The organism is Pseudomonas sp. H26/SER47-MNA-CIBAN-0231 (assembly GCF_040310465.1).
Taxonomy (GTDB): Bacteria; Pseudomonadota; Gammaproteobacteria; order Pseudomonadales; family Pseudomonadaceae; genus Aquipseudomonas; species Aquipseudomonas atacamensis.
Window position 1 is genome coordinate 59,922 of record NZ_JBEOPW010000010.1, and the last position, 16,091, is coordinate 76,012.

Annotated in this window: 10 protein-coding genes; 5 read left to right on the forward strand and 5 right to left on the reverse strand. The window is 62.1% G+C overall.

All coding sequences use genetic code 11. The annotated features are described in order from the left end of the window. Nucleotides 1-67: 67 nt before the first annotated feature. The 5 genes from AAEZ10_RS16635 to AAEZ10_RS16655 form a co-directional block, all read right to left on the reverse strand. Nucleotides 68-1,951, reverse strand: coding sequence for a TonB-dependent receptor domain-containing protein (locus AAEZ10_RS16635; protein WP_350570131.1), 1,884 nt, complete (start codon nt 1,949-1,951; stop codon nt 68-70). A gap of 140 nt (nt 1,952-2,091) precedes the next feature. After that, nucleotides 2,092-3,990: a 1-deoxy-D-xylulose-5-phosphate synthase gene (gene dxs / locus AAEZ10_RS16640; RefSeq protein WP_073475710.1), complete on the reverse strand. Its 1,899-nt coding sequence runs from the start codon at nt 3,988-3,990 to the stop codon at nt 2,092-2,094. A gap of 91 nt (nt 3,991-4,081) precedes the next feature. Beyond that, nucleotides 4,082-4,969: a (2E,6E)-farnesyl diphosphate synthase gene (gene ispA / locus AAEZ10_RS16645; RefSeq protein WP_350570133.1), complete on the reverse strand. Its 888-nt coding sequence runs from the start codon at nt 4,967-4,969 to the stop codon at nt 4,082-4,084. Further along, on the reverse strand, nt 4,966-5,208 hold the full coding sequence (locus AAEZ10_RS16650) for an exodeoxyribonuclease VII small subunit (RefSeq protein ID WP_016772991.1): 243 nt from the start codon (nt 5,206-5,208) through the stop codon (nt 4,966-4,968). Before AAEZ10_RS16650 ends, ispA begins: the two co-directional genes overlap by 4 nt. A 105-nt stretch (nt 5,209-5,313) precedes the next feature. Further along, nucleotides 5,314-6,447: a Fic family protein gene (locus AAEZ10_RS16655; RefSeq protein ID WP_350570136.1), complete on the reverse strand. Its 1,134-nt coding sequence runs from the start codon at nt 6,445-6,447 to the stop codon at nt 5,314-5,316. A 277-nt stretch (nt 6,448-6,724) separates the two neighbouring features. Here AAEZ10_RS16655 and AAEZ10_RS16660 point away from each other — a divergent pair, with 277 nt between their 5' ends. From AAEZ10_RS16660 to AAEZ10_RS16680, 5 genes are read left to right on the forward strand one after another with little or no spacing between them, the layout of a single operon-like run. Then, nucleotides 6,725-7,516: a YfaP family protein gene (locus AAEZ10_RS16660; protein WP_350570138.1), complete on the forward strand. Its 792-nt coding sequence runs from the start codon at nt 6,725-6,727 to the stop codon at nt 7,514-7,516. Nucleotides 7,517-7,551: 35 nt separating this feature from the next. After that, nucleotides 7,552-9,264, forward strand: coding sequence for a DUF2138 domain-containing protein (locus AAEZ10_RS16665; protein WP_350570140.1), 1,713 nt, complete (start codon nt 7,552-7,554; stop codon nt 9,262-9,264). Then, the gene (locus tag AAEZ10_RS16670; RefSeq protein WP_350570142.1) at nt 9,249-9,899 is read left to right on the forward strand and encodes a DUF1175 domain-containing protein; all 651 of its coding nucleotides are present in this window, start codon (nt 9,249-9,251) and stop codon (nt 9,897-9,899) included. The genes AAEZ10_RS16665 and AAEZ10_RS16670 overlap by 16 nt, the downstream gene beginning before the upstream one ends. Next, nucleotides 9,896-14,470 carry an alpha-2-macroglobulin family protein gene (locus AAEZ10_RS16675; protein ID WP_350570144.1) on the forward strand — a complete coding sequence of 1,525 codons (4,575 nt, stop codon included), beginning with the start codon at nt 9,896-9,898 and terminating at the stop codon, nt 14,468-14,470. Before AAEZ10_RS16670 ends, AAEZ10_RS16675 begins: the two co-directional genes overlap by 4 nt. Before the next feature lies 1 nt (nt 14,471). Further along, entirely contained in the window at nt 14,472-16,091 is a 1,620-nt protein-coding gene (locus tag AAEZ10_RS16680; protein ID WP_350570146.1) for a DUF2300 domain-containing protein, read from the forward strand.

Genomic DNA, 16,091 nt, shown 5'->3' on the forward strand with positions numbered 1-16,091 from the left:
CGCACTCAGTCTACTGTGGGAGCGAGCCTGCTCGCGAAGAGGCCTGCCAACCAACACAAATCTCAGTTCAGAGTTCAGGGGTCCATGTCACCCCAAACATCCACGCCCGACCTTCCTCACGATAGCCATACTGCGTGCCTTCATAGCTGTAGTTCGCCCGGCTGTAGCCCTTGTCCAGCAGGTTATCCACCTTCAGATCCAGCTTGATCTCACGGTTCAGCGCCCAACTGCTGCGCAGCCCGAGCGTGCCGTAGCCACCCAGCGACTGGGTGTTGTTCAAGTCGTCGTAGCTGCCGCTGACCAATTGCCAACTGGCGCCGAGTCCCAAGCGATCTAACTGCCGATCCACATCCCAACTGGCCGTGCGCCGCGCCCGTCGCGCCAGCGTATGCCCGGTATCGCGATCTCGCGGATCAATGATCGCCACGCCGAGATTGCTCTGCCAGCCAAACAGCTCCTGCTTCAACGCTGCTTCAAAACCGTTGATGCGCGCTGACGCAACGTTCTGCGGGCGTGAGTTGCTGCCGAAGATGATCGCGTCTTCCAGGTCGGTACGGTAAATCGAGGCTTCCAGCCGCGCGCTGTCGCTCAACTGACTGCGCCATTGCAGTTCGTAGCTTTTCGAAGTTTCCGGTTTCAGGTCGGGATTGCTGAAATCCGGGTAGTACAGGTCGTTGAAGGTCGGCGCGCGGAAACCTTCGCTGTAGCTCAGCAGCACGTCGTTGTCCGGGTTCAGCGGCAGGGTGAAAGTGCCGCTCCACGTGTTCTGGTTGCCGAACTGCTGGTTGTCGTCGTGGCGCAGGCCGATCTCGGTGGAGAAACTGTCGGCCTGATAGCGATGCTGGATGAACGCTGCGCGATTCCAGCGGCTGTCCTCGTCAAACGCAGTGCTGCTGTTGACCCGGTCTTCGTACCAGTCGCCGCCCAGAACCAGGCTGTTGCGCGCGTCCAGCGTCAGGTCGTTCTGCCAGTTCACCGAGTCGCGATAAGTGTTGAACACCGTGCGCTCGTCGCTGAGCTTGTCGAAGGTCTTTTCGCGGTTTTCGCTGTGGCCGAATTCAATGCGGGTTTTCCAGGTTTCGTTGACCCGCGCATCGACATAACTGCTGAGGCTGCTGACATTGAAATCACTGTATGGCTGCTGTTGCACCGACTCGAACGTGTCCATGTCGAAGCGGCCGAACGGGTTGTCGAATTCGCTCCTGCCACGGTTATCCAGCAGATTGGCGCCGACTTCGACGTCATCGGTCAGCGCGTGGCTGAGGCTCAGGCTCAGGGATTTGTTGCGGTAGGCGTCATGGTCGCTGTCGCTTGGATACGACTCGTGCGTACGGTCGATCCCGGCCGTTTCGTCGAGGCTGGCGCCGAGATTGAAGCGGGTTTTTTCGTCGCCGCCGGACAAGCCGAGGCTGCGTTCCCAGGTCTGCTGACTGCCGAAGCCCAGATGCAGGCGTGGCTGCAAGTCTTGCTCGGTGCCGCGCCGGGTGAAGATCTGGATCACCCCGCCAATCGCGTCGCTGCCGTAGATCACCGAACGCGAACCGCGCAGCACTTCGACGCGCTCGATCTGCTCGATGTTCAGATGCTGCAGGTTGCTGTCGCCGGAAGTCGAGTTACCGATGCGCTGGCCATCGACCAGCACCAGGCTCTGCGCCGATTGCGTGCCGCGAATGTAGATCCCCGGCAGGCTGCCGCGCCCGCCGGTCTGCGCCACTTGCACACCAGGCACGCGCCGCAGCAGATCGGGCACGTCGCTGGGTTGCAGGCGATCAATGTCTTCGCGGGTGAACACGGTGTTGGCGGCGCTGCTGTCGTTGCGCGCCTCGACCTGACGATTGGCGCTGATCAACGTGTCCGGCAGCTTCAGCGCCTGATCGCGTTCGAATGTATCGGCAAGGGCGCTGGCGGTTGGCAGCAGGAGGAAGGGCAGGGCGAGGCGCGAGAGGTTCATGGACAGTCCAACGGGAGTTTCAGGTGTACACAAATCAAATGTGGGAGCGAGCCTGCTCGCGAAGGCGGTGTATCAGTCAGTTCGTCTGTGACTGACAGTCCGCTTTCGCGAGCAGGCTCGCTCCCACAAGGGTATTGCGTTTATTGGGCGAGCAATGCCAGCCGCTGGCGAATCGACGCTTCGATCCCGGCCTCATCCAGCCCGCACTCGGCAAGCATCTGCGCCGGTTTCGCATGCTCGACGTAAATGTCCGGCAAGCCCAGATGCAGCATCGACTTGAGGATGTTTTCGCGGGCGAGAAACTCGCTGACCGCGCCACCGGCGCCGCCCATGATTGCGTTCTCTTCGATAGTCACCAGCAACTCGTGGTTGCCGGCGATCTCGCGCACCAGCGCTTCATCCAGCGGTTTGACGAAACGCATGTCGACCACGGTGGCGTCGAGCTTCTCGGCGACTTTCAAGGCTTCGCTCAGTTGCACGCCGAACACCAGCATGGCGACCTTGCTGCCCTGACGACGGACAATGCCCTTGCCGATTTCGATCGCTTCGAGATCTTTTTCGATGACTGCATTCGGCCCGCTGCCACGCGGGTAACGCACTGCCGCCGGGCCGTTGTAGAGGTGGCCGGTGGTGAGCATCTTGCGCAGTTCGTTTTCATCGCTCGGGGTCATGATGACCATGCCCGGGATGCAGCGCAGGTACGACAGGTCGTAGCTGCCAGCGTGGGTCGGGCCGTCTTCGCCGACCAGACCGGCGCGGTCGATGGCGAACAGCACGTCGAGGTTCTGCACCGCGACGTCGTGTACCAATTGGTCGTAACCGCGTTGCAGGAACGTCGAGTAGATCGCCACTACCGGTTTCGCGCCTTCGCAGGCCATGCCGGCGGCGAACGTTACCGCGTGCTGCTCGGCAATCGCCACATCGAAATAACGCTCCGGGAAACGCTCGCTGAACGCCACCAGATCCGAGCCTTCCTTCATCGCCGGGGTGATCCCGACCAGACGAGCGTCAGCCGCCGCCATGTCACACAGCCACTCGCCAAACACCGCCGAATACTTCGGCCCGCTGACGGCTTTCGGCGCAGCGGCGGGGGCGTCCAGTGGTTCGAGTTTGGTGATGGCGTGGTAACCGATCGGGTCGACTTCCGCCGGGGCGAAGCCTTTGCCTTTCTTGGTGACGATGTGCAGGAACTGCGGGCCTTTGAGATCGCGCATGTTGCGCAGGGTGGCGATCAAAGTGGGCAGATCGTGACCGTCGATCGGGCCGATGTAATTCCAGCCCAGCTCTTCGAACAGGGTGCCAGGGACCAGCATGCCCTTGGCATATTCTTCGGTGCGACGGGCGATTTCCCACGCACCGGGCAGGCGCGAAAGGACTTTCTTGCTGCCCTCGCGCATGCTCGCGTAGGTGCGGCTGGACAGGATCTTCGCCAGATAATTCGACAACCCGCCGACGTTGCGCGAGATCGACATGTCGTTGTCGTTGAGGATCACCAGCATGTTGGCGTTGACTTCCGGCGCATGGTTCAGCGCCTCGAAAGCCATGCCGGCGGTCAGCGCACCGTCGCCGATCACGGCGATGGCCTTGCGATCGCTATCCTGCAGGCGGGCGGCAATGGCCATGCCCAGCGCAGCGCTGATCGAGGTGCTGGAGTGGCCGACGCCGAAGGTGTCGTACTCGCTCTCGGAGCGGCGCGGGAACGCGGCAATGCCGTCCTTCTGACGCAGGCTGGCCATGCGCTCGCGGCGACCGGTGAGGATCTTGTGCGGATACGCCTGATGCCCGACGTCCCACAGCAGACGGTCGTCCGGGGTGTCAAAGACATAATGCAGCGCGATGGTCAGCTCGATCACGCCCAGGCCGGCACCGAAATGCCCACCGGTCTGGCCGACCGTGTAGAGCAATTCCAGGCGCAACTCATCAGCCAGGGTTTCCAGCTCGGCTTCGCCTAACCGGCGCAGGCCGTCCGGCGTGTTCGCACGGTCGAGCAGGGGCGTGGTCGGGCGCTTGCGGGGAATCTCATGAAACGTCGTGGGCATCAGGCGAATCGTTATAGGTATAAAAGATGCGGCAGTTTACCTGATGCATCGCCCCCTGCCCACGCGTTGGTCTTTTTTGGCCGATACGCCGTCAGTTGCGCCGCTCGACGATATACCGGGCCAGCTCGCGCAACGGCTCGGCGGCCGCGTCAAACGGTCGCAGCGCCTGCAAGGCCTGATCGCGCAGTTCCAGAGCGTAGGCCTTGGCGGCGTCGAGGCCGAGCAGCGCCGGGTAGGTTGGCTTGTCGCGGGCGATATCGGCGCCCTGACGTTTGCCGAGGGTGGCGGTATCACTTTCCACGTCGAGGATATCGTCCTGCACCTGAAAGGCCAGACCGATGGCCTGTGCATACGTCTGCAACGCCTGAAGCTGATCAGGCTGGGCGCGGCCGCTGGCCAGGGCGCCGAGCCTGACGCTGACTTCAATCAGCGCGCCGGTCTTGTGCCGGTGCATCTGTTCCAGGGCTTGTTGATCGAGTTTGAGACCGACCGAACCCAGATCGATGGCCTGACCACCGACCATGCCCGCAGGGCCGGCTGCATGGGCCAGCGCAGTGACCATCTGCAGACGGATTTCGCTGCTGCAATCGCTCAGGCGCGGGTCGAGCAGGGCGCTGAAGGCCAGGCTCTGCAAGCCGTCACCGGCAAGGATCGCGCAGGCTTCGTCGAATTTCTTGTGGGTCGTCGGCTGGCCGCGACGCAGATCGTCATCGTCCATCGCCGGCAAATCGTCGTGCACCAGCGAGTAGGCGTGGATCAACTCGACCGCACACGCCGCGCCGCTGGCCTGTTCAGCCTGGCCACCGAGGGCTTCGCACGCCGCGTAAGCCAGCAACGGGCGCACGCGTTTGCCGCCGTTCATCACGCTGTAGCGCATCGCTTCGTAGAGCCGCGCCAGTTCCGGCAGCGGCGCGTTGAACAGCGTCTCCAGCGCCGCGTTGACCCGGGCCTGACTGCTCGCCGAATACGTCGCGATCATTCTGGCTCATCCGCGTCGAAGGGTTCCTCGGCGAGCTCGCCATCACGCTCCAGCAGCACCTGCACTTTCTGCTCGGCCTGGGCCAGCGCCGCCTGGCAGTCACGGGTCAGGCCGATGCCCTGCTCGAAAGCGGTCAGCGAGTCTTCCAGCGACAATTCACCGTTCTCCAGACGCTCGACCAGTGTTTGCAGGTCGGCGAGGGATTGTTCGAAATCCAGTGCAGCTTTTTTGCGGGCCATGGCGGCAATTTCCGGTAGACGTTAAACCGGCGCGACACTAGCAGATAGGGGGGGTATGGGCAAATGAGCGGGCCGTCGCTAGGCCCCTCCATAACGGTCGGCGAGTCAATCCGGATAGTTGATTTTGTAACGCGTACTGCGTCCGCCGCCCGGCAGGCGTTGCAGGCAGCCCTTGTCCAGCAACTCCGCCAGATGCCGCGTCGCGGTGGCTTTGGATACTTTCGCAACCGCTTGATATTGCCCTGCGCTGAGGCCCTGTTCGAAACCGCGCTCACCGCCATCGAGCAAGCAATTGAGCACTTTGATCTGCTCCGCTGAAAGGTTGGATTCGCGGTGCGCCTGCCAGAAGCGAGTCTTGCCCAACACCGAATCTATCCGGGTGATGGCTTGCTGCAGGCTGCGCAGCAGTGTCTGCAAAAACCAGGTCAGCCATTCGGTGATATCGAGCGTGGTCTTTTGGCTCGACTCCAGAATCCGGTAATAACCGGCGCGATCCTCGAGAATGCTTGCGGACATCGCGTAGAAGCGGATCGCCTGTGCTTCGCCTTGCGCCAGCGCCAGATCGGTGATTGTGCGGGTCAGACGACCGTTGCCGTCGTCGAAAGGGTGCAGAGTGACAAACCAGAAATGCGCGATGCCTGCGCGTAACAGCGGATCCAGCGAAACCTGATCGCGGCTGGCTTCGAACCAGCTCAAAAAACGCTCAATTTGCTGTTCCAGCCCTTGGCGCGGTGGCGCCTCAAAGTGAACCGTTGGCCGGTCGAGCCGTCCGGACACCACCTGCATCGGTTCGGCGCCGCGCAAGGTACCGACGAGTATTGGCCGCGCGCTGAACATCGCTTCCTCGGCGGGGAAAAGCCAGGTGTGCCATTCCAGCAATCGGGCCAGGGTCAGCGGCTCGTCGAAGCCATGGGTGGCATCGAGCATCAATTGCGCCAAGCCCTCGCTACGCTGGCTGACGCTATCGCGATCAACCCATTCCAGACCCAGGCGCCGGGCCAGAGAAGAACGCACGGAGCCGACATTCAGTTGCTCACCTTCGATGGCGGAGGAGGTGACGATGTTCTGAAGCAACGCATCGAGCTCGCTCTGTGCGCTCATCGAATCGCCCACTGAGCCGGCCATTCCCAAGAGTCGGCCCTGCATCTGCACGCACTCGCGCAGCAGCGGGGCGAGGCGCTCTGCTTGCCAGTTGAAGTCGGGCCAATCCGGTTGTTGCCAGATCCAATGTGCGGTCATTGATCACCTGTCGTAGAAGCGTGAGCCGAATAAAACGCTATTCGGCTCATTTGGTGAGCCGAATATGCCGGCTATTCGGCTCATCGTCTACCCGGATGGCGAGATTCCTACAGCAATCACACATGTATCCGATTGTTAAAAAACTGCCGAATCGCTACTCTTCGCCGCTTCTACGGCCCCGACAGTTGCGGGGCATTCAGACGAAACGCAGTTCACCGCTGTGAAGTACCGAGGATCGGGTGCAAGGTTTCGTTCAAGGCATGGCAGGAGGCGTCACATGCGTTCATTTCTTTTGCTGCTGATCGGCCTCGCCTGCGCGCCTGCGCTGTGGGCGGCGCCGACTGCGCAGTTGTCCGAGCCGGTGGGCGGCTGGCGTTATCACGGCCTGCTCGATCGTTCGGAAAATTCGCAGGTCGCCTACCCGACGCCGCCGATCGATCGCGGCATTCAGCGCAATCGCACGATGATCCAGGGCCAGCTCAAAGCCCTCGGCCACATGCGTCCGCCGCACAGCCTCGCCGTCAACGGCAATCCATTGAATTTGTACACCGATGATCAGGGACGTTTTGCCCGGCCCTACGCATTTGGCGCCGGTTCCAACAGCGTCGAAGTGATCAGCGCCGAGGGCCAGTCGCTCAAGCGCGTGCAATTTTATGAAGCAAATAATCTGCGCACGCCGGCGAAGATTCGTCTTGTCTTGGGATGGGACGACCCGAAAGCCGAGCTGGATCTGCATATTGTCACCCCCGACGGTCAGCATGCCTTTTGGGCACGGCCGGCGCTGAGCAATGGCGGCGGCCTCGACCCGGATGGTGTCGACGGCCCCGGCCCGGAAATGTTCACCATGACCGCGCCGCTGCACGGCACGTATCTGGTCTACGTCAACTATTGGGGCAACTACGGCGATGGTGGCTATAACTTCGAGGAAACCAGTAATCAGAACGAGGTGATCACCTCGCAGATCACTCTGGTGCTCAACGAAAACACCGTCGGGGAAAAACGCGAAACCTTCATCGTGCCCCTGCGGGCGATCGGTGATCTGCTGCTGGTCAAGACTTTCAACTATTAAGCATCCCGCCACGGATGAACTCGGATGTTGTGAACATGAGCGATAACACTGTGACTCCAGCTGCCGCGACACCGGCGGCCAAACCTTCGCGGCGCTGGCCGCTGGTCGTGCTCGGCCTGTGCCTGGTGGCCGGTGTGGCGGGCGGTTTTGGCTGGCTGCTGCTCAAGCCCAAAGCGCCGCCGGCGGCCCTTGCCAGTGACAAGCTCGGCCTCGGCCGTCCAGACGCCTTGCTCGAAACCCGTTCACTGAGCCAGTTGCCCAAGGACCTGCTGGCGGTGCCGTTCCTCAAGGCCACGCTCACCGAGGATTTCGTCTTCTATTACGAAACCCACGCCGACCGCCTCGGCCTGATCGGCAGCCTGCGGCGGATCATCTACGAGCATGACCTGAAGTTGCAGGACAGCCTGATCGAGCAGCTTTTTGATCAACCGGCCGATGTTGCGCTGTGGCGGGGCGCCGATGGTCGTTTGAAGGATTTCCTGCTGGTGATGGATCGCGGCGGGTTGGCCAAGCTGCTCGAGCCATTGGCGAAAGTGGCGCTGGATGACACCCAGCTCAGCGTGTTCGGCACTCTCAAAGTCGGCGGCGATGACGTGCCGCTGTATCAACTCAGCTATAACGCCAGTAAATCACTGCTGTTCGCGTCGCGCGGCGACAAACTGGTGGTGCTGTCCAATCCAGTCAAGTACTACGACCCCGAGAGCAACGTCTCGGAAGAGTCGGGCCGCGTTTCCGCGCAAGCGCTGGCGGCGTTGCTCAACGGTGAAAAACTCTTCCCCGAAGCGTTCGGCTTGCCAGCGAAAAACCCGGAAACCAAGCAGCGCCTGTCGGTCAATTCCAGCGTCCTCGCCATGGGCTATCAGCGCTTCATTCCGAATTTCGCCGGCCTGCGTTTCGACATGGACGACAAGGGCTGGCACAGCTATCTGGCCATGGATGAACTGGAAAACCAGCCGGACTTCGATTTCAAACCGGTCTGGCAGGCGATGCCGCTGGGGGCGAGCGCTTGCGTGACCCTGCCAGTGGCGGCCGAACCGCAGAAGCCGATATTGATCAAGCTCGGCGCCGAAGAAACGGTGGCGCAGGCGCTCACCGAACATGTCGCTGGCGCGGCGGGCCTGTGCTGGTACGCCGATTCGCGGCTGTACACGCCATTGCTGGTCGCCAGCCTCAAAGACGGGGACAGCAGCAAGCTTGATGGTGATCTGGGCAAGTTGTTCGGTTCGATGGTCGGCGCGTTCGAAGCCAACGTCGCCGAAAGCGTATTCCCGGTGATCGACAAGCAGGAGGGCCAGAGCCACGTCTGGCAGCGTCAGGTCAGTTCCAGTTTCGGTCCGTACGCGGCGAAGACCGCTGAAAACCCGGAGGCGATTTCCGGCAAGGCGTTCATGAAAGTCAGCCTCGCCCGTCATGGCTCGACGCTGCTGTTCTCCCTCGACGACAAACTCGTCGACAAAGCCCTCGGCACCCTCGACAAGCGCTTCCCGCCGATGGCCGACGTTTTGCCAAAAGATGTACTGATGCCGATCTACTTCGGCCCGGACGCGATGGCGCAACTGATGCAGCGCGAAACCCTCGACAGCCTGCCGCAGGACATGGAACCGGTGTTTTATAACGCTGCGCAAACCTACCTGATACCAAAACTGCGCACACTTGGCGGCTACGGCAAATATGCCCTGACCTTGCCCGAAGGCAGCGAGCCTGACGGCCACTGGCAATGGCTGCCGCTGGAATGGAAAGCGCTGTGAACGCACTGATCCGCAGCCTCGGCTTGCTTGCGTTGCTGCTGAGCGCAGGCGCCCGTGCAGTTGAAGCTCCAGCGCTCGACCCGGCGCAATCCCAAGTGTTTCGCGCCTGGTTTGTGCGTATTGCTCAAGAGCAATTGAGCCAGGGCCCGAGCCCGCGCTGGTATCAGCAGGACTGCGCCGGTCTGGTGCGCTTTGCCGCCAACGAAGCGCTGAAAGTCCATGACGACAAATGGCTGCGCAGCAATGGTCTGTCCAATCGCTATCTGCCGCCGGAACTGACGCTGAGCAACGAGCAACGCAAGCTCGCGCAACAGTGGCAACAGGGCGGCGGCAAGGTCGGGCCGTACGTCAACGCGATCAAACTGATTCAGTTCAACAGCCACCTGGTCGGCCGCGATGTGGCGCAGGCGCGGCCCGGTGACCTGATGTTTTTCGATCAGGGCGACGACCAGCACCTGATGATCTGGATGGGCCGCTACATCGCCTATCACACCGGCACCACCACCCCCACTGACAACGGCATGCGTTCGGCAAGCCTGCAGCAACTCATGACATGGAAGGACACCCGATGGATACCCGACGCAGCCAACCCCAACTTCATCGGCGTCTATCGACTGAACTTTCTCTCCCAATGACCGGTGCCCGCATGTTGCGTATCTGTTCGCGAATTTCCTTGCTGTTGGCGTTGTTGCTGCCGTTTTCCTGGGTCAATGCCGAAGACTCGGTGGAGCCGAGCAATTACACGCCGGTGGCCGGGGAGAGTTTCTTCCTGCTCGCCGACAGCAGTTTTGCCAGCGACGAGCCGGCGATGGTCCGCCTCGAAGCCCCGGGTCGTGACTACCGGCGCTTTCGCATGGAACCGTACGGCGGCGCCGACATTCGCGTGTATCGCATCGACAAGCCGCTGGATTTCCTCAAGCGCCAGAAGAACCTGCATCGCGTCGTCAGCGACGGCCAGTTCAAGGGCGAAGGTCTGTCCAACACCCTCGCCTATCTGTGGGACAACTGGTATCGCAAATCCCGGCGGGTGATGCAGCGTGCGTTCTCCTACGAGTCGCGCAAGCAGGTCACCGAAGAAGTGCCGGAGCTGAAAATGGGCGAGGCCATGGTCGCGCCGACGCCGTACGACGCGCAGCCGCAATTCGCGCTGATCCCGGGTTTGCCGGTGGTCAGCCAGTTCCGTTATCCGCTGTGGCAGGCCAAGCCTATCCAGCCGCCGGCCGGGGTCAATCTGGCCGGCTCGTCCAGCGACTTCGTCAGCGTCGCGCCGGGCAACGTCTACATCCCGCTGGGTAACCTGAAGCCGGGGCTGTATCTGGTTGAAGCGCTGATCGGCAAGTACCGCGCGACCACCATGGTTTTCGTCTCCAACACCGTCGCGGTAAGCAAGATTGCCGGTGATGAACTGCTGGTCTGGGCCGCGCGCAAACACGAAGGCAGTTCTGTGCCGAAGGTCAATGTGCTGTGGACCGATGGCCTCGGCGTGATGAGCAGCGGTGCTACCGATGCCGAAGGTCTGCTGCGCCTGAAACACGTCAGCCCGGAGCGCTCGTTCGTCATCGGCGAGGACGAAGAGGGCGGCGTGTTCGTCTCGGAAAACTTCTACTACGACAGCGAAATCTACGACACCAAACTTTACGCCTTCACCGACCGGCCGCTGTATCGTCCGGGCGATTGGGTGTCGTTGAAAATCGTCGGTCGCGAGTTCAAGAATGCCCGTGATTCGGTGCTGCCGGGCGCGGCGGATGTCAGTGTCAGCGTGCTTGATGCCACGGGGACCGAATTGCAGACCCTCGATCTGAAACTGGATTCCAAGGCCGGTACTCAGGGCCGTTTCCAGTTGCCGGATAACGCCGTGGCCGGTGGTTACGAGATCCGTTTCAACTACAAGGAGCAGGCCTACAGCAGTGCTTTCCGTGTGGCTGAATACATCAAGCCGCACTTCGAAATCTCGCTGAATCTGGCCAAGCAGGATTACCGTACCGGTGAGCCGGTGAAAGGCAGTCTGGTGTTGCTCTACCCGGACGGCAAACCGGTGGCCAACGCCAAATTGAGCCTGAGCCTGCGCGCCCAGCAACTGTCGATGGTCGACAACGAGCTGCAATACCTCGGGCAATTCCCGGTGGAACTGACCAGCACCGAACTGACCACCGACAGCAAGGGCAACGCGACCCTCGATCTGCCAGCCGCCGACAAGCCAAGCCGCTACATGCTCACCGTGTTTGCCAGCGACGGCGCGGCTTATCGGGTGAAGACCACCAAGGAAATCCTCATCGACCGTGGCGCGGCGAGTTTCCGCTTGAGCGCGCCGCAGCGTTTCAGCGCGGTCGGTGACAAGGTTGCCTTCAGCTACGCGAATGAGGGTGGCACCGAACAAAGCAAAGCCGTAACGCCGAGCAGCTACGCTTGGGTGCGCCTGGAAGATCAGAGCACCGGCGAAGGCAAACTCGCCGCAACGAATAAAGGCTTCAGCCTCGCCTTCGAACGTCCGGGCACCTACAACCTGACGCTGAAGGATCAACACGGTCGCGTCCTCGGCGCCACCGGCCATTCGGTCACCGGCGACGGTGTGAAAGCGGTGCCGGGTACCGTGGAAATCGTCCTCGACAAGCCCGAGTACAAGGCGGGCGAAGAAGCGCTGGCGCTGATCACCTTCCCTGAGCCGGTCAGCGATGCACTGCTGTCGCTGGAGCGCGACAAGGTCGAGGCCACTGCGCTGCTGGCCAAGGGCGCTGACTGGTTGAAGCTGGAAAAACTCAGCGACACCCAATACCGCGCGCGCATTGCGGTGAAAGACAACTTCGCGCCGAACCTGACCTTCTCCGTGCTCTACACCAAGGGCGGTCAGTACAGTTTCCAGAACGCCGGGATCAAAGTGGTCGCGCCGCAAATCGACGTGGCGATCAGCACCGACAAAGCGGTGTACCTGCCGGGCGATACGGTCACGGTCGACCTCACCACGCAGTTCGCCGGCAAAGCGGTTCCGGCGCATCTGACGGTCAGCGTGGTCGACGAAATGGTCTACGCGCTGCAACCGGAAGTCGCGCCGAGCATCGACCAGTTCTTCTATCACCCACGGCGCAACAACGTGCGCACCAGTGCCAGCCTGTCATTCATCAGCTACGACGTGGCATTGCCGGGCAGCCCCGGCGCACCGGGCAAGGCCAATCGCAGCGAGCGCGGCGTGAAAGTGCTTGAGCGTCCGCGCCGTGAAGACGTCGACACCGCTGCATGGCAGCCGGAGTTGTTGACCGGCGCCGACGGCAAAACCCGCTTCACCTTCAAGATGCCGGACTCGCTGACCCGCTGGCGCATCACCGCGCGGGCGATTGCCGATGACGGTCAGGTCGGGCAGAAGAAGCAGTTTGTCCGTTCGGAAAAACCGCTATACCTGAAGTGGAGCGGGCCGAGCAGATTCCGCAAGGGCGATCAGCCGCAACTGGGCGTGTTCGCTTTCAGTCAGGCAGAGAAACCGGTCAAGGCGGAACTGGTGACTCACTATGCCGGTACCGAACAACGTCTGCCGGTGACCCTGAACAGCGGCATCAATTACCTGCCACTGCCGGCGTTCGCTTTGGCCTCTGGCGAGTGGACGGCGGAGTTGGTGCAGGACGGCAAAGTCGCCGATGCCCTGGCTGTGCGCTTGAGTGCCACCGGTGAAGGCTGGCAAGTCACGCAAACGCAAAGTCTCGATGTGGTCAGCGGCGACACACCCTTGAGTTTGCCGGCGGATGCCACGGATATCCGCCTGCGTCTGGATGACAGTCCGCAAGCGCTGTTCCGTTCCGCCCTCGATGATCTGCTGAGCTACCCGTACGGCGGCGTCGAGCAGACGGCCAGTCGCTTGCTGCCGCTAAGCATCGCTTATCCATCGCTGGCGTCGAACCCGCAGATTCGCGATCGCTTGCGCCTGATCATGCAAAACAGTCGTCTGCGCCTGGTGCAAATGGCCGGGCCGTCGGCGAGCTTCACCTGGTGGGGCTACGACGGCGAGCCGGATGCATTTCTCACCGCCTATGCCTATTACGCCGACTGGAATGCCAGCCGCGTACTCGACCTGACCCTGCCGCCGGAGCACTGGCAGCGGGTGCTGGAGGTTTATGCCAAGCAGGCGCCGAATACGCCATTGCTGCAACGGGCGCTGATTCTGTCGTTCGCCAAACAGATGCAGCTGCCAGTGAACACGCTGCTCAGCGGTTTGATCGACGATCTGGCCAAGGCCGGTGAAGGCGCTGCCGAAACCTTGCTCGACGACGGCCAGGACAGTCTGGTGATGAACGACCCGGATTCGGCGCTCTGTCTGGCGGCGGCGCGGGTACTCACTGCATCGTTGGCCTCACAGGCGAAAGTTGCTTTGCCTGAGGCATTCAATCGGCAACTGGGCGCAGCGCAACAACGTCTTGCGGTCAGCTCGCAGCCCTTCGTTGAAGCGCTGAACCTGTCGCTGCAACCGTTTGATCAGGCCCGTGCGACGGCGTTGCTGCAACGCCTGTTGCCGCAGCAATCGACGCTGGAACGTGCACTGGCGCTGACCTGGCTGCAACGCAGCATCGCTCAGGCTTCGCCGACCATCGCGCTGATGCCGGGTGAAGGCTGGAAGAAAAACCACGGCGCCAGCGGCGAGATGTACTGGACATGGCAAGGCGCGACGCCTTTGCCGAACGTACTGAGCGTGTCCGGCGCGCAAGAGCGGCCGCTGCGTGCAGCGCTGAGCTTCCAGACGCAACAGCCGCAGGTCGATCCGATGGCCGTGACTATCACCCGGCGCCTGTCGCGTCTGGTGCCGGGCGACGAAGCGTTCACCTTCAAACTCGAGCCGGTCGGCACTAAACCGTTGTCCAGCGACAGCCTGTACCTGGACGAGGTGATCCTCACCAGCAAGGCAGCGAAACCGCTGCGCTACGGCATGCTTGAAGTGCCGCTGCCACCGGGCGCGGATGTCGAGCGCACGACGTGGGGCATCAAGTTGCAGGGCAAGGACGGCACCGAACCGACCGCGCTGGAGAAGGCGCGTTTCGAACCGGGACAACTGGCATACGCGGTGCCGATCGACGCGCTGAGTGGCGAGTTGCGCCTGCGTCATCTGGTGCGCTTCTCGCAGAAGGGGCAGTTCAACCTGCCACCGGTACGCTTCAAGCAGGTGTATGCACCGCAGCATCAGGCCCAGGAGGCGAAAGCCGCCCTCGGTCAGGTCACGGTCAACTGACATGCGCCGGCCGCTGTTGTGGCTGCTGATGAGTGTGATGCCTGCGCTGGCGACAGCGCAGGATGAGCCGTTGCGCGTGGCCTATCAGGGTGAGTTGTTGTCGTTGAGTCAGACGCAACTGATCAAGCGCGAACCGTTGCCAGCGTCGCTGGATGCGCCGCTGGGCAGTCTGTGGAAGTTGTTCGTCTACGCGTGGCTGGTGGATACCGGTGCACGGGAACCGGCGTATGAATGTCGCGGGCAGTCCAGAGAAGAAGTTTATTGCTGCTCGGCGGGCGGCAAGATCGAGCGGGATCAGGCACTGGTGAAGTCCTGCGGTCTGTATTTCGAACCGGCGCGGTTGGGCATTGCAGCGACGGATTGGCGAGCGTATTGGCAGGCGCGGCAAGCGCCGTCGTGGTTGCTGGATTTGCCAGCCGTGCAACCGGCAACAAGGGTTTCGGTTGCCGAGTTATTGAGCGTTCTGGCGTTGCTGCCAGCGCAGGAACAGATGCGCCGCGTGCTGCTCGATGTCGTGCTGAACGCGGCGGACGGCAATGTTGTCGGCGAGTTGGGCGGACGCCTGCGGGTGAAGACCTGGAGCTGGCTCGGCGACCAGGATGCACTATCGCGGCAAGGTGGATTCGCCGGTTGGAGCGCCGACGGCGCACCGGTCTGGGCGGGTGGACGCGGTACCAGTCAAATGGTTCTGCGCCATTACGCTCAGGCGCTGGCCAGCGTGTTGCCGACGGCGTGGCCAGCGGACACGGGGCGTTGTGTGCAAGTCGGGCTGTTCTCGAAATACCCGGTGTCGAAAGTTCTGGCCGGAGATCGTGTTGCCACGTCGGGGCCATTGCGCGGCGACTACCGCGTCGAATTCGCCAACGGCAACGCGCTGGACATCCACAGCGATGGCGAATTGTTTCTGCTCAACGACAAACTCGTCGCAAGGCTTGATCGCGAAGAATATGTCGCCCGCGTTCTTGAGCGCGAAGCCAAACCGCAACCCGCCGAAGCCGCCAAGGCGCTGGCCGTAGCGATCCGCACTTATCTGCTGCAAAACGCCACGCGCAACGGCGACTGCCTGAGCATCGACGACAGCAGCAATCGCCAGCGCGTCGCCCCGCGTCCAGCCTCGGCCGAGTCACGCAACATCGCGGCGTGGACGGCGGACCTGGTACTGGCTGGCAGCACCGTCACCTATCACTCCGACCAGCCCGGCCCGGACAAACTCGCCTGGCAGCAAGCCGTCGAGCAAGCGAACGCCGGCCAACGTTTCGACGCGATTCTGCTGCACGCCTATCCACGCGCCAGCCTCAGCCGTTGGGACAACCCGGTCGCCTCCTGCGAAGCATTGCCCGCCGCGCAAGACTGGCTGCAAAAGCAGCGACGCGGCTGGCGTCCGAGGCTTGAAAGCGAAACCGGCTACAACGAAGTCAGCACTTTCGCCGTATGCAAACTCGCCTTCGGCCGACCCTTCGTCGACCGCGAACGCCAGCGCATTTACGTGCGCGGCGTACTGACCCTGCAGGATCGCCTCGACCTGACTCATGAATATCTGCACCTGGCCTTCGAAGCACACCCCAACGGCCAGGATGAAACCTACATCGAAGGGCTCGCCCGTCACCTTTTGCTGGAATAG